29 protein-coding genes, 2 tRNA genes and 2 pseudogenes are annotated in these 24975 nt (G+C 42.5%); 17 read left to right on the top strand and 16 right to left on the bottom strand.

Features of this window, described 5'->3' with window-relative positions:
- Positions 1-3: 3 nt before the first annotated feature.
- The 3 genes from IPJ71_12565 to IPJ71_12555 are packed head-to-tail and all read right to left on the bottom strand — an operon-like array spanning position 4 to position 1801.
- Positions 4-801, bottom strand: coding sequence for a dioxygenase (locus IPJ71_12565; protein ID MBK7844504.1), 798 nt, complete (start codon positions 799-801; stop codon positions 4-6).
- Between the two features lie 9 nt (positions 802-810).
- Positions 811-1170 (bottom strand): DoxX family protein, encoded by a 360-nt coding sequence (locus IPJ71_12560; GenBank protein ID MBK7844503.1) that lies wholly within the window; start codon positions 1168-1170, stop codon positions 811-813.
- 16 nt (positions 1171-1186) lie between these two features.
- Positions 1187-1801, bottom strand: coding sequence for a YceI family protein (locus tag IPJ71_12555; GenBank protein MBK7844502.1), 615 nt, complete (start codon positions 1799-1801; stop codon positions 1187-1189).
- Between the two features lie 119 nt (positions 1802-1920).
- On the opposite strand from IPJ71_12555, the gene IPJ71_12550 reads away from it, so the two are divergent.
- From IPJ71_12550 to IPJ71_12535, 4 genes are all read left to right on the top strand, one after another.
- On the top strand, positions 1921-2811 hold the full coding sequence (locus IPJ71_12550) for a LysR family transcriptional regulator (GenBank protein MBK7844501.1): 891 nt from the start codon (positions 1921-1923) through the stop codon (positions 2809-2811).
- 347 nt (positions 2812-3158) lie between these two features.
- Positions 3159-4427, top strand: coding sequence for a hypothetical protein (locus IPJ71_12545; GenBank protein MBK7844500.1), 1269 nt, complete (start codon positions 3159-3161; stop codon positions 4425-4427).
- A 189-nt stretch (positions 4428-4616) separates the two neighbouring features.
- Positions 4617-5666: an SIR2 family protein gene (locus IPJ71_12540; GenBank protein ID MBK7844499.1), complete on the top strand. Its 1050-nt coding sequence runs from the start codon at positions 4617-4619 to the stop codon at positions 5664-5666.
- Positions 5659-9546, top strand: coding sequence for an ATP-binding protein (locus IPJ71_12535; GenBank protein ID MBK7844498.1), 3888 nt, complete (start codon positions 5659-5661; stop codon positions 9544-9546). The genes IPJ71_12540 and IPJ71_12535 overlap by 8 nt, the downstream gene beginning before the upstream one ends.
- Positions 9547-9624: 78 nt before the next feature.
- Here IPJ71_12535 and IPJ71_12530 read toward each other — a convergent pair whose 3' ends face one another.
- The 5 genes from IPJ71_12530 to IPJ71_12510 form a co-directional block, all read right to left on the bottom strand.
- A complete protein-coding gene (locus IPJ71_12530) occupies positions 9625-10089 on the bottom strand; it encodes a thermonuclease family protein (protein ID MBK7844497.1) in 465 nt (154 codons plus the stop codon).
- Between the two features lie 8 nt (positions 10090-10097).
- Positions 10098-10655, bottom strand: coding sequence for a hypothetical protein (locus IPJ71_12525; GenBank protein MBK7844496.1), 558 nt, complete (start codon positions 10653-10655; stop codon positions 10098-10100).
- A 6-nt stretch (positions 10656-10661) separates the two neighbouring features.
- Positions 10662-11012, bottom strand: a complete 351-nt coding sequence (locus IPJ71_12520; GenBank protein ID MBK7844495.1) for a helix-turn-helix transcriptional regulator — start codon at positions 11010-11012, stop codon at positions 10662-10664.
- Positions 11013-11035: 23 nt separating this feature from the next.
- A complete protein-coding gene (locus IPJ71_12515; protein ID MBK7844494.1) occupies positions 11036-11455 on the bottom strand; it encodes a hypothetical protein in 420 nt (139 codons plus the stop codon).
- Positions 11456-11538: 83 nt separating this feature from the next.
- Positions 11539-12156 (bottom strand): recombinase family protein, encoded by a 618-nt coding sequence (locus IPJ71_12510; GenBank protein MBK7844493.1) that lies wholly within the window; start codon positions 12154-12156, stop codon positions 11539-11541.
- An 89-nt stretch (positions 12157-12245) separates the two neighbouring features.
- Here IPJ71_12510 and IPJ71_12505 point away from each other — a divergent pair, with 89 nt between their 5' ends.
- On the top strand, positions 12246-12449 hold the full coding sequence (locus IPJ71_12505; GenBank protein MBK7844492.1) for a hypothetical protein: 204 nt from the start codon (positions 12246-12248) through the stop codon (positions 12447-12449).
- A gap of 279 nt (positions 12450-12728) precedes the next feature.
- Here IPJ71_12505 and IPJ71_12500 read toward each other — a convergent pair whose 3' ends face one another.
- Positions 12729-13277 carry a hypothetical protein gene (locus tag IPJ71_12500; protein ID MBK7844491.1) on the bottom strand — a complete coding sequence of 183 codons (549 nt, stop codon included), beginning with the start codon at positions 13275-13277 and terminating at the stop codon, positions 12729-12731.
- A 235-nt stretch (positions 13278-13512) separates the two neighbouring features.
- Positions 13513-13989, bottom strand: coding sequence for a hypothetical protein (locus IPJ71_12495; protein ID MBK7844490.1), 477 nt, complete (start codon positions 13987-13989; stop codon positions 13513-13515).
- A 461-nt stretch (positions 13990-14450) separates the two neighbouring features.
- On the opposite strand from IPJ71_12495, the gene IPJ71_12490 reads away from it, so the two are divergent.
- The 8 genes and pseudogenes from IPJ71_12490 (at position 14451) to IPJ71_12455 (ending at position 18157) form a co-directional block, all read left to right on the top strand.
- Positions 14451-14846 carry a hypothetical protein gene (locus IPJ71_12490; protein ID MBK7844489.1) on the top strand — a complete coding sequence of 132 codons (396 nt, stop codon included), beginning with the start codon at positions 14451-14453 and terminating at the stop codon, positions 14844-14846.
- A gap of 66 nt (positions 14847-14912) precedes the next feature.
- Positions 14913-16190: a recombinase family protein gene (locus IPJ71_12485; protein MBK7844488.1), complete on the top strand. Its 1278-nt coding sequence runs from the start codon at positions 14913-14915 to the stop codon at positions 16188-16190.
- Positions 16187-16444 carry a hypothetical protein gene (locus IPJ71_12480; GenBank protein MBK7844487.1) on the top strand — a complete coding sequence of 86 codons (258 nt, stop codon included), beginning with the start codon at positions 16187-16189 and terminating at the stop codon, positions 16442-16444. The genes IPJ71_12485 and IPJ71_12480 overlap by 4 nt, the downstream gene beginning before the upstream one ends.
- 64 nt (positions 16445-16508) lie before the next feature.
- On the top strand, positions 16509-16811 hold the full coding sequence (locus IPJ71_12475) for a transposase (protein ID MBK7844486.1): 303 nt from the start codon (positions 16509-16511) through the stop codon (positions 16809-16811).
- 161 nt (positions 16812-16972) lie between these two features.
- Positions 16973-17395, top strand: a complete 423-nt coding sequence (locus IPJ71_12470; protein MBK7844485.1) for a transposase — start codon at positions 16973-16975, stop codon at positions 17393-17395.
- Between the two features lie 167 nt (positions 17396-17562).
- The gene (locus tag IPJ71_12465; protein MBK7844484.1) at positions 17563-17784 is read left to right on the top strand and encodes a transposase; all 222 of its coding nucleotides are present in this window, start codon (positions 17563-17565) and stop codon (positions 17782-17784) included.
- A 1-nt stretch (position 17785) separates the two neighbouring features.
- Positions 17786-17959 (top strand): annotated as a pseudogene (locus IPJ71_12460) (transposase).
- 39 nt (positions 17960-17998) lie between these two features.
- Entirely contained in the window at positions 17999-18157 is a 159-nt protein-coding gene (locus tag IPJ71_12455; GenBank protein MBK7844483.1) for a transposase, read from the top strand.
- Between the two features lie 135 nt (positions 18158-18292).
- Here the strand turns inward: IPJ71_12455 and IPJ71_12450 are convergent.
- The 5 genes from IPJ71_12450 to IPJ71_12430 all read right to left on the bottom strand — a co-directional run bounded on the left by IPJ71_12450 (position 18293) and on the right by IPJ71_12430 (position 22367).
- Positions 18293-18368 (bottom strand) — tRNA-Glu (locus tag IPJ71_12450).
- 113 nt (positions 18369-18481) lie between these two features.
- Positions 18482-18557: transfer RNA gene (locus tag IPJ71_12445), tRNA-Lys, on the bottom strand.
- Positions 18558-18705: 148 nt separating this feature from the next.
- Positions 18706-19998, bottom strand: coding sequence for an adenylosuccinate synthase (locus IPJ71_12440; GenBank protein MBK7844482.1), 1293 nt, complete (start codon positions 19996-19998; stop codon positions 18706-18708).
- A 227-nt stretch (positions 19999-20225) separates the two neighbouring features.
- Complete coding sequence (locus IPJ71_12435) at positions 20226-21200, bottom strand: hydroxyacid dehydrogenase (protein MBK7844481.1); 975 nt, start codon at positions 21198-21200, stop codon at positions 20226-20228.
- Positions 21201-22367 carry an alanine--glyoxylate aminotransferase family protein gene (locus IPJ71_12430; GenBank protein MBK7844480.1) on the bottom strand — a complete coding sequence of 389 codons (1167 nt, stop codon included), beginning with the start codon at positions 22365-22367 and terminating at the stop codon, positions 21201-21203.
- A gap of 122 nt (positions 22368-22489) precedes the next feature.
- Here IPJ71_12430 and IPJ71_12425 point away from each other — a divergent pair, with 122 nt between their 5' ends.
- The 4 genes from IPJ71_12425 (at position 22490) to IPJ71_12410 (ending at position 24573) form a co-directional block, all read left to right on the top strand.
- Entirely contained in the window at positions 22490-23059 is a 570-nt protein-coding gene (locus tag IPJ71_12425) for a hypothetical protein (protein ID MBK7844479.1), read from the top strand.
- Positions 23059-23598, top strand: coding sequence for a DNA polymerase III subunit delta (gene holA, locus IPJ71_12420; protein MBK7844478.1), 540 nt, complete (start codon positions 23059-23061; stop codon positions 23596-23598). Before IPJ71_12425 ends, holA begins: the two co-directional genes overlap by 1 nt.
- Before the next feature lie 21 nt (positions 23599-23619).
- A complete protein-coding gene (locus IPJ71_12415; GenBank protein ID MBK7844477.1) occupies positions 23620-24069 on the top strand; it encodes a hypothetical protein in 450 nt (149 codons plus the stop codon).
- A gap of 111 nt (positions 24070-24180) precedes the next feature.
- Positions 24181-24573, top strand: a complete 393-nt coding sequence (locus IPJ71_12410; protein MBK7844476.1) for a PilZ domain-containing protein — start codon at positions 24181-24183, stop codon at positions 24571-24573.
- Positions 24574-24685: 112 nt separating this feature from the next.
- On the opposite strand, the pseudogene rpsT reads toward IPJ71_12410, so the two are convergent.
- A pseudogene (rpsT, locus tag IPJ71_12405) lies at positions 24686-24957 on the bottom strand (30S ribosomal protein S20).
- Positions 24958-24975 lie beyond the last annotated feature (18 nt).

Genomic DNA, 24975 nt, shown 5'->3' with positions numbered 1-24975 from the left:
TTATTATTCTCCAAATTTAAAACTAGAGACCGATACGACGCCCATCAGTGGCTCACCAAAAACAAGCGAGCTCAGCTCTTGATGAGCGGCGCCCAGAGCAACAAAAAGTGGAACCAAATGATCTTCTCTTGGATGACAGTACCTTGCGAAAGGTGCGCTTTCCCAATTCAGTATTTCTTTATTGCGAAATTCTAAGTTCTGACTCAAGACAACGCTTCTAATCCAACTATCAAATTGCTCAGACTGTGCCTTAGAGCGTTGCATTTCTCTGAGGTTGTGAAAAAGATTTCCACTGCCAACTATGAGCACTCCTTCTTGGCGTAAAGATGAAAGAGCTACTCCTAGACGAAAATGCTCACTAGGATTAAAATCATTTTTCATCGAAATTTGAACAATTGGAATGTCTGCCTCTGGATACATTGGATAGAGCAAACTATAGACGCCGTGATCAAAACCTCTTTCCGAATTTAGATCTGATGAAATATTATTTTCGCTTAAAACATTTTTTATTTTTTGAGCCAATTCAGGAGATCCAGGGGCAGGATACTTTATTTCGTACGTGTGTTCTGGAAAACCATAGTAATCATACAACATCGGCGGTTGGGGATTAGACATAATTGTAAACTCGTCTTCCTCCCAGTGACCTGAAACAATAACTATTGCCTTAGGCTTTTCAGGAAGACTCATCACCACATCTTTTAGCGACTGGTGAAGTCCGTCTAAAAATGGCATTTCTTTTCTAAGCCAAGGCCAAGGGCCTCCACCATGAGAGAGAAAAAATGTGGGTTGAGTCTTGCTCATAATTGTCTCCTATAAAGAAAGCCGTCCGTAAGCAACGAAGGCTGCTAAAGCTAAAATAAAGAGGTTCGTGATTACTCCAGGCATCTCTTTTCTTGATAGATGAAACCGAGCCGCCAACAACATGATGACCGAAAGACCTATAGCAGCTACTGGGGTCAAAATCGGTAGAATTCCAGCCGCTTGCGGGGCAATCAAACCTATACCTCCAAGCAATTCACTTATTCCAATGAATGTGACCAAGCTTTTGGAAACATCTTTAACCCACGGAAGTTTTTCCTTAGCTTTTTCATATTGAAAAGCCTTCATCATTCCAGCCATGACAAACATGGCTGCTAGTAAACCTTGTATAACCCATAGTGCGATATTCATATTTTGCTCCTATTCTTTATTTGGTAGTTAATTTTATTGAAAGCTTAACTTTGTCGCCAATCATTATGCTGCTTTGACCGACGCCAAATTCGAGGCGATCAAGTGTCGTCGAAGCTGTATAGATAGATTTTCCGTCCACCTGTGACTCTTCTAAATCAAACTTAACGTTTTTAGTTTTTCCGTGGATCATCAAATCACCGTAGAGGGCGTACTTTCTATCTGTGACGGTCTCGATTTTCGTACTAACAAAGGTAGATTCAGGATATTTTTCTACATCGAAGAAATCTGCTGTTCTTAAGTGCTTGTCCCTCTTTTCTTCGTCAGTAAAAATACTCGAAGTATTCACTTTAAAATTTATTTTTGAATTTAAAAAATTTGCGTCATCTTTATCTATCGACCCCGAAAATTCTTTAAATTGGCCATCGGCTGTCATCATCAGCATATGTTTAATTTTGAAATCAATGCTTGATTTACTTAGATCGATATCGAGAGTACCTGCTTTTGCGTTCATTGCAAATAACAGTGCAAAAACAGAAAGTGTTGTAATTAGTGTCTGCTTTTTTGTTGTCAGTAATACCAGTGGAGTTAATTTCCAGGATCCAATAGTTACTTTTCGATTTGCGCTTGCCATTCTTTTCTCCTTTTTCCACACAGTTAATTGTGGCTCTAGGTCTAGTGTCGTCGATATTGATATATTTTATTAGACGGTATTATATGGAAATACTTTGCGACATATAGTATAATCTAATTATGGGACAATTAGATGGAATTGATGTGTTTGTAAAAGTCATTCAGGCGGGTAGCTTTACGGGAGCTGCAAAGTTACTAAATATGCCTGTCACAACTGTCAGTGGTAAAATTAGAGAACTAGAAAGAAGGCTAGGTGTTACGTTAATTCACCGGACAACTAGAAAACTGAGTATAACCGAGTCTGGCCAAACTTACTTTAAGCATTGCTTGACAGCATTGAATGAAGTGACAACGGCGGAAAATGCTTTAAAAGATTCAAAGGCAGAACCAGAAGGGCTTTTGCGAATCACAGCGGCTCCAGATCTTGGACATGCTGTTTTACCACCATTAGTGAAAAAATATTTAGCCAAATATCCAAAAGTCAAAATTGAGCTTATTTTAACAAATCGAATGATTGATTTGGTTGGAGAATCCGTTGATCTTGCTTTACGTGCTGGGCCTATGAAGGATTCAACTTTAATCACAAAGAAGTTTAAAGAAACCGAAGGCTCATTGTGGGCTAGTAGTCAATTTATAAATAAACATGGAGCGCCTAAGAATATTTCAGAATTAGAAAAGTATGATTTTCTGGGATTTAAGATAATTGGTAACAAGTTAAAATTCACTGATGGAAAAAAGACAGCAACAATTCAAATTAGTCCCAGAATTACACTTGATGATATGGAAGCAGTTAAAATATTTGTATTAGCAGACCATGGAATTGGAATTATGCCTTCAATTATTTGTGAACAGGAAATAAAAAGCGGAAAGCTAGTTCAACTATTGCCAGAGTGGAGAATAGATATCGGCCCATCTGCCAAAGTTGTCATGTCATTTGTTTACCCGCCACATCGATTTGTGCCAGCAAAAGTGAAGGCCTTTATTGAGTTGGCTGTGGGAAATTTAAATTAGGTCTAGGGCGTGACAAGGATGTTGGAACCCGATTTTAGATGGTGTAAACCTGCGATACGGCTTGAGAAAGCCGTTCGCTACTATTGCTGAAATGAGTGAAAATCAAAATTGGCGTCCCTTGGCCTTAAAGCTTAGGAACGACTGTTTTGCTTACGTTGCTTAGGCATAACACTACGAAAGCATTAGTTAATTACAGATTCGAATCTAGTTCCTGATTGTGGTTCCGGTCAATTAATTAGTTGGTTCCTAGAGAGTATTCTAGTTCCCTTAAAACCGCACTCTCCTTGACAGAGAGCTTAAATAGCCCACATTTGGGAGGTTTCAACGCATGTTAATTGGGTGGGTATTTGGAAGAGCGAGCAGGGCATATAATCACAATAAATGAAAATATAAGACTTTGGAGGGAGTTTAGTCCCTTTGAATTGTCCTATGAAGAAAGCCCTCTCAATTCCTATGATTCAAAGCGCTCTTTAGCGCGATTAGGTTTCAATAAAGAGCGAATTGCCATTAAGGATCGTTGGTTTGATGTTTTGACCCACAGTGAGCTTGTTCGTAAACGGAACAATACTGATGGTTACTACAGAGCCCTTTACATCCAAATAAACTGGGATAGTGGCGAATACTATATCGGTAAAGTTAACCGTCCTAAGTGGTCTGAGTTAACGCGGTATCAAGGGTCAGGTCTAAAATTCGTAAATAAATTGAAGAGCAGTAAGGGAAAGTTTGTACGTTACTATATAGCCTCATGCAAAACAGCTGAGGAGACTGAGCAGCTAGAAGCCACGATTGTCGACCAAGACCTTCTAGCAGACGAAAAATGCCTTAATTTAGTTGCGGGAGGAGGTGGAACGACCAAGCATCCCTCTGTGGCTGAAACAAGCGAAAAAAAGCGCCAGTATATGAAAAGTCACCCTGAACAATTCAAGCCAATGCTTGAGGCCGCAAGAAAGGCATTTCGATCAGGTGATACTCCAGCACTCCGTGAGCGAAGTCGAAGAATAAAAGAAGTAATGAGCACGGAAGAATACCGCAAGATGTCTGCGGATCGAATTAAGAAGTGGATGAATGATTGTCCTTTAGAATATGCAGCTGCAAGACGCAAAAATCACGAAGCAGTAAAGTCCAAAGTAGTCCAAGATAAGCGAAAAGCCAGTCTAAAAAAGTACCTTACTGAAAACCCAGAAAAGCATGCAGCATGGGAAAAGAATCGGCTGCAATCACTTGCAAGCAAAGAATCTAAAGAAAGGCGTAAGACATCTCTGAAAAACTGGAGAGATAGGAACCCAGAAGAAGCAGAGGCTAATGCACAAAAGAGAGCTAAAGCTGCAGCGGTGAAACTGAGTAAAGAAGTGCTAATGATCGAATTGCGATCTGGCAAAGTCCTTAAAAAGTTTGAGAGCCAACATGCCGCTGCCAAATGGCTCGTAGAAAATGGCATAGCCAAAAATATGAATTGTGTCTCATCAATTAGTTCTGTTTGCTTACGAAAGCCATGTACTACCGGCTATGGGTATCGCAAAAAGGCTTACGGCTATGGATGGCGATTTGCTGGGGTACCCGTAGAGCCTAGAAGTGACGTTGGGCTTCAGTATCAATTTCCAAATTTTGATCTGTAGATGAGCGGGACTTCCCCTAGATACGAGCAATTTAAAACACTGCTTTGACTAGATTATTGAAATTGACTCCTAGGGGGTAATCGTTGAGGCAGATGCGCATAGCAGCATGGGATTAAGGGAATTTTCGAGTTAACTCGAGGCGCCAGATTCGATACAATTTCCTAGGGGTCAAATCCCCGGAGAAAATAAGTGGATAGCTTCAAAGAACTTAATACAGAGGAGACCTTAGAATCTCTCAGCTCGGCACTTAATTGTGGCGAATCTTTGTATTTTGCTGGCGCGGGTTGCAGTCAGGGACTGGGCTTTCCGAGTTGGGGCAAGCTGATTGAAGACTTAGTAGAGCAGCTTACAAAAAGAGAAATCCCTTATGATGGGGCTACCAATTACTTAGACCTCGCTTTAAAGGTTAAGACCTTTCTCGAAGCAAAAAGTGAATTACACCAATATCATTCGTATCTTCATGGTCGTTTCAGAGTTCCTCCTCCAAAATCTGGCCTAGGTAAAGACGAAGAATGGCCAGAGTCGAAGCTGCATGCGTTGATGTTCGCATTTCCAATCAGGTCGATTGTTACAACGAATTATGACCATGCATTGGAGTATTACACTCGCCAACTTGGTCGCAACATCCATGTCAAAAAAGTTCTACCCGACTATGAGGGAAGTGTTGGGGACTTTCTGTTTGGTCTTAAGGATCGGCGTGAACTTCAATGCGTGTTTCACCTTCACGGCGACTTTGAAGGCGCAAAGTCGATCATTTTGGCCAGAGATGATTACGATAGAGCTTATAAGCAGAATCGAGAAGTAGATGGAAAAAAAGTCGTCGGCGATTCTCTCTACAGAAAAGTTCTTTGGGCGCTGTTGACTACTCGCTGTCTCATATTCGTCGGATTCAGTCTTACTGACGATTACTTGAATGAAATTCTAAAAGAAGTATGTGCTGAAGTTTGGGGTAATTTTAGGGAACGGCATTTTGCGTTGTTCCCATATAACCCTGCAAAGAAGGATCTTCTCGAAGCGAAGAAGAACTTCTTTTTGAAAGAATATTCGATTCAGACAGTTTTCTATAACGATAAAAACAACCACGAAGAACTCCTGGATCTGCTCCAGTGGCTTCAAGAAAAGAAAGAATCCACGACAATAAAGGTAGAAGATCCGAAGCCAATACCTACTGCGACAAATCCAGAAGTCTTTGAGAAAATGAAGAAGATAAATAAACAGGCGGTTCCCGCGCATGAGTAAGTTAAAAGTAGTGCGAGAACAATTGAACAATGAATTAGTGGCTTTTGTGAACAAGGGCCACGGGGTTATTTATGGAGCGCCAGGTGCTGGAAAATCGTATGCTATTAGCACTCTGGCGGAGTCGCTAATTTCAAAAGGCATCCCCGCAATTGTAATTTCAGTCGAACAGTTTGTAAGTGGGTCTTCACAAGAAATTTTTGACTTTCTCAAGACCAATTTAGGGGACGTAGAAACGGTAAATAAGATACCGAGTGAAGCCGGCAGCGAGCGTGGAATCATTTTCTTAGATGGATATGATGCCGCCAGAGATGCAGTTGTCGAAGCAAATTTACAGAAGGCACTTCGGGACGTTCAGAGTAAATTTGACAATTGGAATCTAATTATAACGATTCGTGAGTATGACTTAGACAAAAATCTCACTCTTCAGAGACTCCTTGCCCTGATTAAAACAGGCAAAACAAAGAATGCCTTCAAAATAGATGAGTTCAGCGAAGAGGAGCTAGCGGAAGGATTAACAAGCGCTGGTTTTGATGCAAACATTATTCTTTCTGGAAATCCTACTGGCTTAAAGCGCCTTCTTAAGAATCCTTTTAACCTTTGGTTGTTCTGTCGGATTTTTGATCCTAAAGATAAGGCCATCTATTTATCGCTTCATACAGAGTCTCAATTGCTGAAGGCATATTTTGACCGAGTAGTAGGGTCTGACCTTGGTGTGAATACGATCGTAGCGGGTGTTACCCAGAGCATGGTGAACTCGGGCACATTAAATGTGGAACTCAGAGCTGTGAGTGCACTCGGTTCTAAAACTGAAATCGATAGGCTATTTAGCTCTGAGGTTTTTGTATATTCGGCATCAGGAGCGAGCCGAGTCCATTTCAAGCACAATATTTTGTTCGATTACTTTGTATCGGTTTACTGCTTTGACTCTAATCCGATGAACTTCATTGGATATTTAATAGCTGACAAACGACGCTCTCTTTTCTTGCAACAAAGTCTAAAGTTCTTCTTTTTCAAGCTTTGGGAAAACGATCGGACAGCCTATTGGTCTTTAGTTTCATTGATGTACAACCACAAAGAACCTGCAATTTCTCTGATTTCGAAGACGATTCCCTTCATACCTATTATTAATGGACTTACCGATATTGCGGAAATCGACTTTGCCATAAAGGGCGCCGAGGCATTTAGAAACTATTTTGCCAAGTATCTGATGTTTGGTTTTCAGGTGTATCCAGATGTAAATTCGTCGATTCGTCCAAGAGTCTACGAAACTTTGGCCGCAGTCCTAAATGAGTCGTTTGTCTGGAATCTGTGCGTACAGGTTTCATCGGAAATGGACAAAGCTAAGGACGAAATTGGACGTAAAACTCTTTCGAGCGCATTAATTTTGGCTCACAAGTATATTGCGAGTAAGGAGTTCTCCTTTTCGCGTCCACTTATCGCAAATTGGATTCTGCCGGGATTTATCAAGACGCTGGATATTGATCAACAATATAAAGAAACCTTCATTAAAAGCATTGTTCAATCAATTGGGTCGACCAATTACGATGTGCAGCCGTTGTACAGGCTTTGTTCCCATATCGAGCAAATTGTAGATTTTTATCCGGCTCTAGCAGCTGAAATATATGTCGCGATATTTAGCTACAAGGAAGAAAGCCAGGACCCAGTAGGAATGGGGACTCCGATTCTCCCCCTTCAATCTAACAAGCGCCAAGATTATGAGATGTGCTTCTACCAGTTGGATGAAGCCTTTAGCCACTTTCTTGAGGTCGAACCAAAGGAGGCCCTAAAGGCTGGAATTAAAGCCGGAGAAAAGGAGATTCATCGATCTCACATAAGAGGCAGAACAGACGAAAAAACTATTCGCATTGATTACAGAGGGAAGAGTTACGAAATTGTCCCGGATTTTAGCTGCATCTGGGGAGACGGTCACAGACTCGGAGAATATGGTCTTCAGATCATCGATAAAGCAATTGGTTACATTGGAACAATGGTCGAACAAGGCAAACTTGATTTGACGAATGAGCTTTTTGATTTAGCAGTCGCCAATGCTCATGTGGCATTTTCATGGAACCTCCTTCTCGATCTAGCTAGCCAGTATCCTTCATCCTTTGCTCCCAAGATTGCATTCCTCCTTCATTCTTCTGAAGTGTTACGAGCCACTGACCTAGATTATGTGATCGGAAATAATATTGGCGCTCTCTACAGTCATCTGGTGCAGGCAGATCGCGTAGGAATTGAACGCGCAATTATGGCGATCGATATGGATACCGCATCGGAAGAAATTCGCAAATACCACTCTCAAGCAAAGGATAAATACATTCTGGCGCTGCCCAAGGATTTGATTTCCGATCAAGGGCTGAAGGATCGACGAGATGTATTGGATGAAAGCGATGTCAAATCTTACTTCGTTAAGCACTTTCAAATGGAATCTGGCTGGACGAAGCGGGATCACGATGACTACCTAAAAGAAGCTGGCGTGAACATGGATGCTCAAGAAACAAAGAGCAATCTATCTTTGATCGATAAATTTGAAAAACTGGAATTTTCAAAAGAGCAAATGACAGCGGAACAATCTAAGCAGTTTCAATCGATCATCGAAGAACTTCTGAAAAACGTTTGTCAGATTAAAAACTCTGACCTTCAATCGGATATTATAAGAAGGACCTTAGATAAAGTTGATAAGCACTTTTTTGAAATCCCTGAAAATCAGACAACAACATTCAAGTTGGTGCATGAACTACTGAAGCTTGCTGCAAAACACCCAGAGCCTGCATTTGATCCGAAATATCATTCAGATTTTGATAGTCCTGGATGGTCTCCTGCGCCCAGAACTGAAGCTGCGGAGATAGTCTGTAAATTGGGTCTCCGATATAAGCACAATGATATAAACGAAATCATTAAGACACTTCTCTCAGACAAGGTCCCAGCCGTTCGATATTTGCTGTCGGCCGAGCTATTTCGAGTCTACTTCTTTGACGAGTCATTCTTCTGGGAAATGTTGAATGAAAGAGCGGTGACGGAAGATAAGCGCACGATTAAAGATGCTTTAGTACTTTCTCTAAGCAGAGTTTTTCTTAAAAACGTAAGCAAATCCGAGCTTGTGCTGAAGCAACTTTTTGACATCAGCCACTCTGATCATTTTTCAGAAAATCTTGGGAATAGTATTGTTGAGCTGGCAATTGGGTCCATAGGTACATTTGGTACCGAGGAGCTCAAGAAGGTCATTAAAGATCCTCAGAAGTATCCGACTATTCTCCGCCATGTTACGCTTCGGCTGACTAGCAATTTGGTATATGCCTCTTTTGCTGAAGACAAACCTGGTTTTCATAAGTCTCTTGAATATTCTCAGCAGCTTCTCAGTAGTTGCCGGCAGGTACTCTCTGCGCCAGGACGGAAACTGGAAAATCTTCGGGATGTTTATAGCGTAGTAACCGAGTTCATCACTCGCCTTTACTTTAACTCTGAACTTAAGGGAGTGAAGGACCTGGATGCTGAAGTTGCTGAAGGATACTTCCAAAGCATATCTAAGCTGATCGATTCGATTGTTGAAACTGCTGTTGCAACAAAATATTTAGATGCGGGAGCGACTCACTACTTCGTCCAAATGATGGGTAACATTGTAGAGTATTTGCCCCGAAGTGTAATCTTCTGGACTCACAAGTTGGTAACAGTGAGCAAGACAGGTGACTATCACATCGATTCAATGGCGGTGAAGGAAGTTGTTGAACTGGTCGAAACGCTCTTGTCCATGCATAAGAATGAACTTTCCAAAAATGCTGACGAACTAGAGTCTGTGATTCATTTGCTAGATATTTTCGCTGAAGTCGGTTGGCCAGAGGCTTTGAAGGCAACCTGGAAGCTTGATTCAGTTTTCCGATAGCAATAGAAAGATGGAAGTTAAAACGCGGTCCTCATTAGCTCCATCAAGATTAATTGGTTACTGGCTCTTAGTCTTGATCTACTTACACCATGAAATGCTAGTTGGCTTTCGTCCGCCGTCATAAGGGTATGCCAATTTATTCTTGATAAGTACTTCGGATATGGATTTATTATCGACCCAAACATCAGCTAAGATTCTGAAGTATTTGTCTCTATCTATATTTTTAAGATCAATTCTCTTTGCTTGCTTCATCAAATTTTCAACAAGCCTCCGGGCATCCCGTGCCTTGGCCTTTTCGCAAGGTTTGGTTCCATTTTTCTCAGGAGTGTCAATGCCGAGAATCCGTACCGAAATATTCTTCCCAAGTAGGGGGTGTATATCTGGGATTTCAACTGTAACTGTATCTCCGTCATAGTTTTTAATGTACTTTACACATCTGAAGGTCTTTTGATCATGAGCACAGTTCTCTGATGCCGTTGCTAATGAATGGCTAAAGAAAAAAATCGATATCAGTGAACTTATGATTCTAAGTCGTTTATACAATCAAGCCTCTACTTATCAGCTTCACATTCATTTTCTGATGAGTATAGATCAATTCCCTTCATTGTCATATCCGGTACATTTGTGCAGTCCAGGATAAGTTTTGAGGAAGACGAAGACTTTGTTTTACACATTTCGCGAAACATTTTAGCGTCGGCGGCAATGTCGACACAACCTTCGCCAAACGATGATTTTTTCCAAAAGTAGTTTGTTTCTGCCGATTTCGGCTTGGGGGTATCCCCAACTAGTTTAAATTTCATTTGCTTTGATTTTTCAGTACGCTCTGACTCACATTCGGATAATGACTCTGATCCAACAAAAACAAATCCTTTTTTTGATTTACCTTTGTGACACTCAACCAGATAGTCTACTTTTGGGGAGCGAGCACAAGTCATTTTACGCTCTTCGCCAATATCAAATACCAACTTTCTCCACGCTGCATAGTCTGGAGATTCTGTCTCTGTACACGGAAGAATTCCCTTTTTAACCTCATCCACAACAAAAAATGAAACTTTGGCCTCAGAGATGCTAGCAGACAATATAATGACGTAAATAAAAAATTCTTTCATAGTGCCTCACTTGCTTTTTAATTTTTCTATTTGAACTCTGAACTGGCTGCCATCAGAAGTGAAAGTTGTAGAAGCGATGGTAACCTTATCATTTAATGGCTTGTCGAATATTAGCTCTTCAAGTGTCAGTCCTAGGTAATGACTTAACTTTAGTAGTTGGGGAAAGTTTCGTGCATTAGGGCTACGTCGAGCTGCGTACCAGTCATGAAGTAATGAAGGAGCCACACCTATATCGCGAGCGACTTGGGCAAGATTCTTTCCTGATAGTTCACGTTTTAAAACTGATGCGAATTTTAATTCTTTCACCAGAATAGTCTCTCTAAATCTGTCGAATTTTTTATTGTTATCCGATTTCATAAGAATCAATCCGATTAGATTGGTTAATTCCAGACCTGTATCTGGGTGATTATAAGAGTCTTGATCTGGTCGGTACTTGTGAAATTCCAAAGTTGGAGGTTTGGAGGGAACCCATCTGAGCTTTCAAAATCACTATCCACATTCATGATCCTGAATTCGCAATCACCGAATCGTTGGGCTAAATTTGTAAGGAAAGCAATTCTAGAGTTGTTATTGCCATCAGGCTTACAGAGGCTTGAATGAATCACACAAATGTATGGAGCTTGATTTCTTATGAGCTCTACTTGTAGAGAATCAAAACGGTTTGTATCGATTGTTTCATAGCCCAAATTTCTAAGATCCACAGCAAGCTGCCAAGACACTGCTACGGGTGAGTGTGGGACAGGTAGGCCCAGAATGATTTTGCTATAGACTTTAAAATTCTCAAGTGACCATTTGTTCATAGCATGTTCCTTTACCACCCCTTTTTACCCAAGCAGAAAATGGCCGGGGTGGGGTGTTCGTTAATCATTTCTTACAAGAACGTTCACTTAACCTTTGGCTTCGACTTATCGAACGGTGATGAATTCAATTCTTTGTGTACTGTTGAGATACTGCATCTGCAGAGTTTAGCGATTCTTCTATATGATAAACCTTTGGCTCTCAGTTCTTGAATCAGATCAGAGTTTCTGGTTTTAGCACGTCCTAGCCTTTTGCCTTTGCGTCTGGCGTTGACCAGACCGTTACGAACACGTTCACGTATTAGCTCTCTTTCTAGCTCTGATATTGCTGCCAAAATTGAAAAGACTGTTTTGCCAATTGGAGTGGATGTATCTAATGATTCAGAAATACTGACGAAACGAACTCCTAGAGAATTGAATTCTTCTAAAGCCAGTAAAAGGTGTTTTGTTGATCTTGCAAATCGAGAGAAGGAAAAGACCACAACTTGGGATATGTGTCCCTGCCGGACATCATCCATTAGTTTGTCGAGACCTGGTCTGCTGGATTTTGCGCCACTTATACCCTCATCTGTATAGATCCTATAGGATTCAACGCTATTGCGTTTGCAGTGGGTTTCCAGAGCGTTTAGCTGAGACTCAAGGCCAGAACCTTGGGCCAATGTGCTTACTCTCGCATAGAGTGCTGTAAATCGATTTGAGTCCATTCCTTTATTATAACGCAACGTTGCAATATTTACACGTGTAAAAAATACGTGTAATATTTACGTGTATTTTATACGTGTTTGGAGATGAAATGAATCAAAACAAGACATCTTTTAGGAAATCAGCAATCAACCGAAAAATTAAGGAGAAAGTTGTCAAAAAGGACAATCTAACGTTTTCAATTCCGTCAGATCTTCATGAGCGGTTCTCTAAATCAGTTAAGGCAAGTGGCAAAGGACTGACGATGAATAAAGTTGTTGAGCAATTAATTCGGACCTACTTGGGAGAGGACTGAAATTTACTTCAGCCAATGGAAGATTTTGAACTTCGGCATCAATCGCAGAAGATGCGTATAGCGTTTAAGCTATTTTTTCCTGTCATTTCCAATATATTTCAGTTGGCGCATCTTTGATTGAAAAACTCCAATAAAATAAGAGGCTCTATCTCATTCTAACTGCTTCTAACGAGCTGTAAGAGGAAATAAGAGGCACTTAAGACCACCTTAAGAAATCCAAAGTAGAGAAAAAATGGTAACGGCACTACCTCCTAATGCCATTCCCAAGTGGTCTCTACTTTATTCTTCTTCGGTTACCTCACAGTCATTGCTGACTTCTTCAGGTTCGATTTTATTGGATTTAGCGTAAAGCTCAATAATGCTCTCTTCTTTATCCAAGGTTTCGTCAGCTAATAGAGACCGGATGTCTTCGTCATTTATGAGATAGAGGCCAGCTCTTGCTCTGCAGCCTTCTCCGGCCTCTTGATAAGGGAAAAGCTCTTTCAGCACTGAGCCCTTGGCCATCGCAAAGAATTTTCTTAAAGTCGCATCACTTGGCTTCTTTAGTTCTAAATTCTCATCATCTCGGATTAGAGCCGTAAGAATTGACATCGACAATGTGAAAACACTTTGGCCTGATGTCGCTGCGTAGTTCAGCACAGTTGCCATAATTTTTGATGTACTTTCACCATCTTCGTAAAGTCTTCTTATTAGACCCCACAGCTCATCATCAGGTGCATCTTCTAGTAGAGTATGACTATGAAGCTGTAAGTTTAAGCCTTTAAGTTTTTGAAGAACCCTAGCTTCCAATTCTCTGTCTCTATTCTTATTAATATCATTGTTTTTCATATTTATACTTTCTCCAGTTTAACTGGGTGTTAGTTGGTTGTATCTAAACGGTATGTTTAGAAGGTTAACGAGAATACAAAGAGTAGCGTGTGGTTAGAATAAAAGGATAAAAAGGGAGTAGAGAGAGGTGTTCCTGTAATTGAAATACTACTTTCTAGGTACGCTCCCACATTAATATCCAGATATGCTTTTAGATAGGCTTTAAGATGTGTTCATGTGTTCTCCTTTGTTGGCTCTAGATTGCCAGTTTGTTTGCAGGTTTTGGCGTTTTGCAAAATCGCTTTATATAGAACCGCGCAGTTGGGCTATCTAGTCGATTTGGTTCCAAGATTTTATAGCCACACAAGAAGACCTTTTCAGTTTCATCGACAAATGATTCTTCATTGCTTTGTACTAATGGGACTAGTTCTGTTTCTTTTCCATCGTCGTTCCACTCAATAAATGGTTGAATTTTTACCTCGTAGCCCAAAGTGGCCAGAGCGCAGGTAATCGAAACAATGCATTCGATTTCAAATCCAGCAATGTAGAAAAGTGATGCCGTTCTATAAGCAGATTCTGGTTTGCTGAACTCTATGAAGCCAAGTTCAAAGAGAACTGCGTCCTGAGTAATGGTGAAGTCAGCTCCAGCCTCGCAATTCTGGGCTAAGAATTTATTAATTTCTTTCGCAACCTTTAGATGTTGGTGAAGCCTAGCCTTAATTATTTCGTCCATAAGTTACCTCCTATGGTTTTGTGTATAGCAATGCCCTTATGCGACCATCGCGTTTGAACACTACTTTTAGTTAAATTTTGACCTTAAGACGGACGAGTGCCTCATCTTGAGATCTAGTTTGGTTGTGTGGAATTTATTAGAGTGAAGTTACGAGAGGTGCTCTACTGCTTCCAGTCCAGGTTTATCATTTTTTTTAAATCCATGAGAAGTACTTTTTCAATTCTCTTTTCAGAATTATTTTCGTAGATCTTTTTGACAGCGCGTTTTTTCAAAAATGAAATCCACAAAAAATATTTTGTTTTCTTACTCAGCTGCTATTCACAAATGTTTTTGAATTTAGTATGATTGGATATAGGAAAAATCAAATATCGCTCACTCCGATAACAAAAGGACAGAGCCTAACCATAAGCCCTATAAAACCATAACAAACGGTTTTGGACAGAGCTTGGATAGGAACTTTTATGTCCAAAACAGTTATCGGAGGAATCCAAGGAATCCCTCCACAGCAATTCTCTTCGTTGATGGAGCGGATACTATCAACAGTCAAAAATTCACCAAGGCCCATGAGTGAGTCTGATCTGCTCGAAAGGGTCACTGGTCGCAAGCAGTACAAAGTTAAAGTTGTTCGGTATTGCTTAGAGAATAAATTAGTGAACAGAACAGGTAGCGGCAAGAGAGGCGACCCCTTTCTATATAGCTATAGTGAGCATTCTGTTGTTGAGACCAACCAGGCGAACCCACTGGATGGTAAAGACAGTAAAACTAAACCAGAAGCAAATGAACTGAGCCCATCTGACTTCAATAACCTAAGAGAGCTGTTTGCATTGCTACACGCAATCAAACTCAAAGCTAGTTAGGTCCTAGGGGATTGGAACTCCTCATGTGTTCGACAAAACTAAAATTAAATAATAGAGAGGTATAAAATGAAATATTCAAACAATAATAATGAGTGGATTGGCAATTCAAACAAAGCGATTGCAATTTTGCGTGTAAGTACAAAAAAGCAAGTGGAGGGATTATCCCATACTATTCAGGCCGAGCGTGTTGCTGAATGGATTAAAGAAAAGGGATTGGATCTAATAGAGGTCTTCAAAATATATGAATCAGCGAAGGATTCGGATTCACGAAAGAAGTATCATCACGCGATTTCGTGGGCTTTAAAAAATGGTGCTAGGCACATCCTATTTTATATGGGTGACCGTGAGGCTCGCAATTTAACCGACAACGAGTACAACGAAAAGTTAGTTTTACAAGACAGAATTGTCCTTCACTACGTTCAAGAGCGGAAGATTTTGCATAAAGACAGTCCTGAGTCAGATTTTACAGCAAGAGATTACCAGGCAGTTGGCAGCAAAGACTTTTCTAGAAGGCTAAGGGTTAAGGTTGTGGATGCCATGAGGAGAAAAGCAGAAGAGGGCTGGTTTCCAAACAACCATGCACCTCTAGGCTATATCCATAGCTTTCCTATTGATGAAAATGGTAGAGCCAAGAAACGGGGTTCAACAATCGTTAAAAACCCAAACAAAAACGCTGTAAAGCAGGTTCAGCGTGAATTTGAACTTTGTGCTCAGGGGTACTCAGTGGCCTCGATTCGAGAGCTCATCATCGAAGCAGGTTTTGTTCCGCCATCAAAAGTAAAAACATACTCAAAGCACGGAATTGAAGCTCGCCTGAAGAACAAATTTTATCGTGGGTCATTTGATTGGCAAGGCATTGAGTACAAGGGCAAACACGAACTCATTATTCCAAAACCAATACTTGATGCTGTTGACGAAAGATTTGGACACAAGAGAGTCCACAGAAGGGCTTCGGTAGAAAAGGGCATATTTTCTGGGGGCTGGATTCGATGTGGTCATCCAGAGTGTGGATTGCAGATAGTATGCGAACATACCAAAAAGAAGATTAAGGAGACTGGAGAGAAAAAAGAATTCAAGTACTACAGATGCTCAAATTCCAGGGGGGTCCATGAATCTCTGAAGGGTATGTACACAACTGAGGAGGATTTAATGAAAGCGTTTGAACCTGCTTTAGATAGAATCAGTATTACTGCGCAAAGAGCACAAGAGATTGCTGATGCTTTGAATGAGACCGATAGGATCGCGAAAGAGGCCATTGCCGCTGAAATGAATGGATATAGGAAGGCATTGGAGGACTTGCATAAGCGAAGGCTGAGTTATTTGATTTGTTGGCTGATAGAGTGATTAGTGAAAAGGACTATGCAGTAAAGCTTGAACAAATCGAAGCTGACCAAAAACATTTCACAAAACTTTTGGAAGATGCTCAGTACAAAATTTCTGATGCATGGAAGGTTACTGCTGAAACTGTATTGGAACTCGCTAAAGAAGCGAAAGAATTATGGAAAAAGGGAAGTATGACAGAGCGACTGGAAATCCTAAAGAAGGTCTGTTGGAACCCGATTTTAGGGTTCTCCACGGTTGGAGGTGGGATGCGGTAAGTCAAAAAAGAAGAGGCCTAAGACTTTTTCAAGCTAAGATTTGGGTGCCTGACAACTCAAGGAAATCTGTCCAAAGTGTGCGACACCTTCTAAGACTGTTTATGATCGAAGGTGGGCCAAAGCACACGATGCTCCCATCCACGGCAATCAAGTCTGGCTCCATGTTTTAAAACGCAGATTCTATTGTAAGACCTGCGGAAAGCCTTTCACCGAACCAGTTCAAGGAATCAGAAAAGGAAAAAGAACCACCGAGAGGTTTAAACGAGGTGTTCTTGGGCCTGTGAGAACTTTACGGATCTCAGTAAGGTCAGAAGGGCCTATGCATGTTCAACGTGGACGGTCTATCAGACTCTTTATGAGAGGTTAGAGACGAACCTCAAGAGGCATATCAATTATCCGTGGCCAAAAACCATTGGTTCTCCACGGTTGGAGGTGGGATGCGGTAAGTCAAAAAAGAAGAGGCCTAAGACTTTTTCAAGCTAAGATTTGGGTGCCTGACAACTCAAACCTTTGAAAGGAAAAGAACTTATGCCTCAGCACGAAAAAATATCACAATTTCTATTATTACCAGAATTAAAACTTTTAAAATTTGGGAGAGATCGATCTGGCCGAAAGCACAAACAGGTTGAAAAAGTATCCAGCTTTGAAATCTGTCCAAAGTGTGCGACACCTTCTAAGACTGTTTATGATCGAAGGTGGGCCAAAGCACACGATGCTCCCATCCACGGCAATCAAGTCTGGCTCCATGTTTTAAAACGCAGATTCTATTGTAAGACCTGCCGAAAGCCTTTCACCGAACCAGTTCAAGGAATCAGAAAAGGAAAAAGAACCACCGAGAGGTTTAAACGAGGTGTTCTTGGGCCTGTGAGAACTTTACGGATCTCAGTAAGGTCAGAAGGGCCTATGCATGTTCAACGTGGACGGTCTATCAGACTCTTTATGAGAGGTTAGAGACGAACCTCAAGAGGCATATCAATTATCCGTGGCCAAAAACCATTGGCATAGATGAACACTTTCTTTCTCGAGCCAATGGGTTTAGAGAGTTTGCAACCGTACTGTTGATTACAACAATAAGCGTGTTCGTGAACTCGCTCATGGAAAAGTAAAAGGGCAACTCATTGAACAACTTAAACATATCCCTGGTAGAGAAAAAATGTAAAAACGTCGTTCTAGATTTGTCAGATAGCTATAAAAGCTTTGTTCGAGAGTTTTTTCCTAACTCCCAGATGATTGCTGATAAGTTCCATGTGCTCAGGCTTTTAAATCCAGCTCTTAATCGCTACCGAAAACAAGTCACTGGCGACAAAAGAACCAGTCCCCTTCGAAAACTCCTAGCTTAGAAATGGTAAAAAGCTTGAGTCTTATGAACGAAAGGCTCTTTATGAATGGCTCAATCTTCATCCCCAGCTAAAGGAAATTTACCATTACAAAGAAGCCCTCCATGGATTTTACCGAATCAAAGGAAACAGAACAGCTGCCAAAGTGTTAATTGAATTACAGATCAAATGGCTTTAAGCCAAATCCCCGAAATAAAAAACCTCAGGCGCACCCCTCATGAAATGGAGAAATGAAATCTTGAATTACTTCGTCAATCGCATTACCAATGCCAGAACAGAAGGCTTTAACAACGTCGCAAAGCTAATCCAGAAGAGGGCTTACGGCGTTAAAAGTTTTAAATTGTACAGACTCAGATACCTAAGTGCTTGTGCTTAAATGACTTTTTTGAATTACCCACCATGAACCGAGTAGAACCGTAGAACCGTAGAACCGATTTTAGATGGTGTAAACCTGCGATACGGCTTGAGAAAGCCGTTCGCTACTATTGCTGAAATGCGCGAAAAACAAGATTGGCGTCCCCTACGAGATTCGAACTCGTGTCTACTCCGTGAAAGGGAGTTGTCCTAGGCCTCTAGACGAAGGGGACTCTGGAAAAACTGAGATCAAAAAAAACTGAGATCAAAAAAACTTAGGCGAAAAAGAGAACCACTCAACAGAAATAAAACTAACCGAACAAAATCTAAACGAACAAAAACTAGTTGGTGACCCGCGATGGACTCGAACCATCGACCCTCTCATTAAAAGTGAGATGCTCTACCAGCTGAGCTAGCGGATCACTTATGTTTGGGCTCGTTCGTTTCCGTTAAGATTCACTTACTTGCCTAAGGGTCCACATATTTCAAGTATTTGCCCCTGCCTGTCAACACTCAATTCAAGAAAATGGCAGGACCCTTGGTCGATCCACCCAAGTCGGTAAGGTACTGTTAAAACAGGGGTCTTATCCAAAGGGTTTCGTCACGGCCCGGTCCAACAGAAACCACGTCGATCGGCGTTTCGAGCTCACGACTGATGAAGTCAATATAGTCTCGGACATTTTTTGGGAGGTCCTCTGAATGACGTGCCTGGCTGATGTCATCCTTCCATCCAGAGAGCTTTTGATAGACGGGCTTACAACGGGCCAGATCGCCAGGAGTGACAGGGTATTCTTTGATGTTGCGGCCATCAAGTTCGTAGGCCGTGCAAACCATGATCTCGTTAAAACCGCTTAAAACGTCAATTTTCATCAGGGCAATATTAGTAATGCCGTTGATGCGAATCGCATATTTGAGAGCGACGAGATCGAGCCAGCCGCAACGTCTCTTCCGACCGGTCGTTGCTCCGAATTCACGACCTCTTTCCCGAATTTCTTCACCTATATCGTTGTCGCACTCAGTTGGAAAGGGACCGCTACCAACTCGGGTTGTGTAGCCCTTGGTGATTCCAATGACTTTATCAATGGCCCCCGGGCCGACACCGGCCCCAACGCAAGCCGAACCAGCCAGAGTCGATGAACTTGTCACAAAGGGATAAGTGCCATGAACTAAGTCGAGCAGAGACCCTTGAGCTCCTTCGAATAGAACTTTTTTCCCCTTTTTAAGGGACTTGTGAATAATCAAGGAGGTGTCGCGGCAACGATAAGGAGCGAGATCGCTAGCGAGCTTTTTAAAGATTTCGATTTGTTCGTCGAGATTTATGGGTTTGGCTTTGTAAAACTTTTCTAATAGAAAATTCTTTTCCTCAAGGGAGACTTCAAGCTTGCGTCGAAGGGTATCTGTTTGAAACAGATCTCCGAACAGCAAGGCCTTGCGACTTGCTCGGTCTTCATAGGCAGGGCCAATTCCTCGTCCTGTCGTTCCTATTTTTTCGTTTCCGGCCGCAGTCTCTCGAGCAAGGTCCAAGGCTTTGTGATAGCCACCAATCACAGTGGCGGAATCTGAAATGAGAAGCTGGGCGGGATTTGAAAGAAGCCCATTCACCTTAAGGGCGCAGATTTCATCCCATAGGGTTTCAACGTCGAGCACGACCCCTGCGGCAATGATACAGGTGGCCGTGGGGTGGAGGATGCCAGAGGGAACCAAATGAAGAACTGTCTTCTTTCCGTCAACAATCAAAGTGTGTCCAGCATTTGCACCACCTTGATATCGAACGACATAGTCGGCTTCAGCAGAAAAAACATCAACGACTTTGCCTTTTCCTTCATCACCCCATTGCGAACCAACAACAACAATTCCTGGCATAAATACCTCTACAGCTCGCCATCCGCAGAGCCGTTAAGGCAAAGCGACAGAAAGAAACCGGTCCATCGCATCTGAAGGATTCAGAATTCGAGGGACCCCATTTGTTAACCAGCTCGGCATAATACGCATCCGAATTCAATTTTCAATAAAAACGTCCCTTTCGAATTTCTAAATTTTTCAAAGAAAGAGACGCGGCGCGCAGTATCTCATAGGGACACTGAGAATTTTTACCAAATAACTGGGGGAGGCAAGACGTCTGAGTGTTCTCCTGATTTCGACCACAAAATCATTTTTTGTACGGCTTCAAGAGAAGCCCTTTGAAATGCGGCTTCGGTGTAGGCGCCAATGTGGCAGCTGAGGACAACATTGGGTAGTTTTAAGAGCTTTGAACTATGATGAAGGGGCTCCCGTTCAAAGACGTCCAGACACAGCCCACCCAGTTGATTGAGTTCCAAGGCTTCGATAACTTCAATGTCATTTATCACCGGTCCCCGCGAAGTGTTTACCAAAATGGCCGAGCGATTGATTACTCCAAGGGTTCGATGATTAATAAGGTGACGCGTCTCCTGAGTGAGTGGCACGTGAAGGCTGACGACATCAGAAGTGATTAGAAGCTCTGAAAGACCGAGGCGCTCAACATCAAGTTGAGCGAACACCTCATCTGATTGGTAGGGGTCATGGGCGGAGACCTGCATACCAAAACATTTGGCAACTTTTGCAACGCGGGAACCAATCCGGCCGAGCCCAAAAATTCCGAGATGCTGACCGTAAAGCTCTCTTCCCCAAGGGAGAGAGTCTTTCCATTGTCCGTTACGTATTGTTTTTTTCATTTCGTCAAGTCGTCGAAACAATGTGATCATGAGACCAAAAGTGAGTTCGCAGACACTCGGCGCATTGGCATCGGGAGTATGCATCACAAGTACTCCTCGTGCCTTGCAGGCTGACAGATCAATGTGATCAAAGCCACTCGTGGCTGTGACAACAATTTGAAGTTCAGGAGCTTGGTCAAGAAGATCCTGATCAATGGGCGTGCGGCTACGGATCAGAATTCCTTGGACTCCCTTCAGTTCCTCAGAGGTCGGCCTTCGGTCTTTGGTGAGAAAAATGTTTGATCCAAATCTAGCCTTCAAAAGGGCGAGAGAATCGGCTGTAAAGACATCTGTGACCAAAATTTTGTCGAGTGGATAAATATTTGTGGTCACTTAAATGGAAGTTTCACTTTTGAGGAGATTTTTGGTGAGTCGGACCGCCTGGTCAATTTGTTGTGCCGAAGCCTTTGCCCATCCGCATTCTTGAAGAACCAACCCCAATGCCTGAGCGAAAAAAACTTGGTCCTCGTCTGTAATATGTCCCAAATGGCCGACTCGGATGATCTTGCCCTTCAAGCTGTCTTGGCCACCGGCAACATAGATATTGAACTTTTTCAGCAGTAAGGATCCTATTTTTTTTTCTTGAAGCTCTTCTGGAATCCAGGCCGCAGTGACTGAAGAGGAGGGAGACTGGGCGTAAACTTTCCAGCCGTAGTGAATAAAAGTCTCGCGGGTTGTCTTTGCCAGCGTTTGCGAGCGAAGAATCGAACGACTCAATCCATCTCCCGCAAAGCTTTCTTTTAGGGCACAATGAAGCCCGCGAATGAGAGCAACCCCTGAGCTGAATCGAGTTTCATTGTCTTGATTTGCCTTCAACTCTGGTCCGAGATCAAAATAAAACTTCGGCATGCGGCTTTTCTCATAGGCCAGCCAAGCTCGCTCTGAAAGCGCAATAAACGACAGACCTGCCGGGAGCATAAATGCCTTTTGCGATCCCGAGACAACAACATCCAATTTCCATTTATCCATGGGCAGCTCCATGGCACCCATCGCCGTCATTGCATCAACAATAAAAAGAGTTGTGGGATGATGAGCGTGGACAACTTCGCTCAGTTCTTTGATGGGATGAACCACTGCAGTGCTCGTTTCACAGACCTGACTAAAGACGGCCTTCACCTGTGGGTATTGAGCAAGTGCTGCTGCAAGTTCATCGGGCTGAGTCGCAGAGCCCCATGGCGTCTCCAATACCTGGCATTTGAGCCCAAAAGATTTTCCCATCTTGAGCCAGCGCTCGCCAAACTTACCGGAAACAATAAATAGGGCTTCGTCCCCCGGAGAAAGAACGTTGACCAGTGCGGCCTCCATTGCTCCGCTTCCTGCAGCACTCAGAATCATCACCGGCTGTGATGTTTGAAACACATGTCTCAGCAATTCAAGAGCTTCCTTTAAGATTAACTGAAAAGCCTCGCTGCGGTGGTGAATCATTGGCTCGGCCAATGCCTGTCGAACTCCATCAGAGAGCGGAACTGGGCCAGGGGCAAGAAGGCGGTATGGGTACATCTGGTGACTCTCCGTCTTATCGGATTCCTGAGCAAAAGTGCAGTAGAAATATACTATTCGCCACTCTCTGGCAACTCTCAATTGGGCTTGATATGCAGGCTGAGTCTCGATAGCTTGGGTTCGTGGAATTTCTGAAAAGAGTCTTTGCTTTAATTCTTCTGTTTTCGCCTCTTGCTTGTGGGTACCGGCTGGGTTTTCATGAGCGGGCTTTGCCGGGTGGATATAATCAAGTGGCAATTGTGGTATTTAAAAATTCGACGAACGAAGTTGGAATCGAGACATATTTTACCAACGAATTGATACGCCAAATGGCCCGCAGTGGTGTTGCGCGGGTCGTGGACAAAGAGGATGCAGCCGTCGTTCTCGAAGGGATTGTCGAAGACCTGCGGTTTGTTCGCAGTGCCAAGGCCACTCAGAACGAAATCAAACTCCTTCCTTTGGGCGCTGTTCTCACCACTGAATATCGGATTCATTTGTCAGCGCGGGTTCTACTTCGTCGTATCTCAGACAATAAAATTATTTGGCAGGATGTTGTTCAGAATGAACGTGCTTATTCTGCTCCCAATTTGGGTTCAGCGGGAATTAATTCAGCAGACGCACTTTACAATCAAAGTGATCGTCATCAAAATATTGCAAAAATGGCCGAGGATATGATGGTTGAGGTTCACGACCGATTGACAGAAAGTTTTTGATGTCAAAAATAATTTGGGATTTGAGGAAACTGCAAAAGCACTTGGAGAAGAAGTCTCCGGGTCCGCTTTATTTCGTTTATGGTGATGACGGCTATATGGTTGATGAAACCGTCAGATTGCTCAAGCGAAAGACTCTCTCTGATGGGTCGGATGACTTTAGCTGTGATCAATTTCACTATCCGGACACTTCCCCTTCGCAAGTAAAGGATGCTGTCGAGACCTTGACTATTCTCAGTCCGCGTCGTTTTGTCCTTTATAAAATTGGCAGTGGATTAAAAGATAAGGATTGGGAATCACTTTTTCCGGTTTTAGAGAATCCAGTTGCTACAACCACGTTTGTAATTGTGGCCGAGAAGGTCGATAAAAGAAAAAAGTACTTTCGCGTCGTCAACGAGACTGGAACTGTCGTCGAGCTGAGGAGGCCCTATGATAATCAAATGCCCCAATGGATTGAATACATCGCTTTGAATCACGGGACTCAGATTGAGGCGGGTGCGATTTTTCTGCTGCAACAATTTGTGGGTAATAATCTTGGCTAAATTAACAATGAGATGCTGAAAATGGCCCAATATTTGGGAGATGATAAACGGCCAGTACCGGAAGACGATGTCATGCGGCTCGTTTCTCGCTCAAGAATTGACAGTGTCTTTGATTTGGCTAACGCCATTGGTCGGAAAGATCGGGCTCATGCTTTGATTTGTCTCGCTAATCTTTTGGAACATGGCCAAAGCGAGGTTGGAGCCTTGAGTTTGATCACTCGCCACGTCCGTATTCTCCATGTCGTGCGAGAGGGATTATCTGAAGGATTGGGTGGCAAAAGGCTGAGTGCCAAGGCGGGAGTTTCTCAATTTTTTCTACAGGAATACATTAATCAGTCTCGCAGTTGGTCCTTCGATAAGATCAATCGAACTCTGGTAGCCCTTCACGAAACCGATCGAGCTCTTAAATCCACTCCTCTTTCAAGTCATATTTGGTTGGAAAACTTCATCATTCGAACTTGCGCACAATAGGCAGGGGACAGATTGAGGCGAAATGCGACATTCTTTGCCGGTAGTGCAGAGTAGAGTATTAAGATCACTCGATATTGTGCCGATAGGTCCAGCATACGTGCGGAATTGCATTTGGCATGGGCAAATATGGCGATAACAGAAGAAATAAATATAGAAGGCCAGACCGCGGAGAGCGGCAGAAAACGACGGAGAGTTCCTCGTCGTGTTTTTGTGCGCCAAATTGGGATTATGCTTAAAGGTCAATATTACATTGGAAACAGCTGGGAAATTGGTGAGGGAGGAATGCTCATCGGATCGAATACTCCAATGTACGAAAATCAGCTAGTCCTTCTCACGTTTCTTTTGCTTGATTCCAAATATGTGGTCGTGAGAGGGGTTGTGCGTTACTGTCATCCCCAAGGAAAGAAATTCGGAATTGAGTTTCAAAATTTAGACTTTCAGATGAAAAGAAGAATCAGAATATATGTTGCCTCTAAAATGGCGGCCGAAACTGAAAACCCCTAAGTATAATGCTTAACCCCAATCAATTTTGAGGCTATTCAGGGTTGTCATGCAACCCGAATAGCAGATTTTATTGTGTTAATCATTCAGTGAGAGAAAGTTTTGGAAACGAAAATTATTTGGATGAAACCAGCTGGTGAACCTGTTTAGAAAGTCTGCCAATTTTTCTTGAGACAGATTTAGCTGTGCAAACACCTTTTGGGCCGCTTTTCCTGCTTTAGAAGAGAACAAAACCAGTAACTGCTGAACTGAATTTTTATCTCCTAGCTCCAAGGCCTTTCTTAGGTTCTTTTCATAGGTTCGAACGGAACTCTTTCCGCGTGAGTTGCGTGCTGTTTTTGCTACTGTCTGGCGGGCCCGTTTTGCGGCTGACTTATGATTTGCCAATTATAACCTCCAATGATT

The organism is Bdellovibrionales bacterium, from assembly GCA_016714165.1.
Lineage (GTDB): Bacteria > Bdellovibrionota > Bdellovibrionia > Bdellovibrionales > UBA1609 > JADJVA01.
The sequence above is the reverse complement of the archived record's forward strand: the minus strand, read 5'-3'. Positions and strand labels throughout refer to the sequence as shown.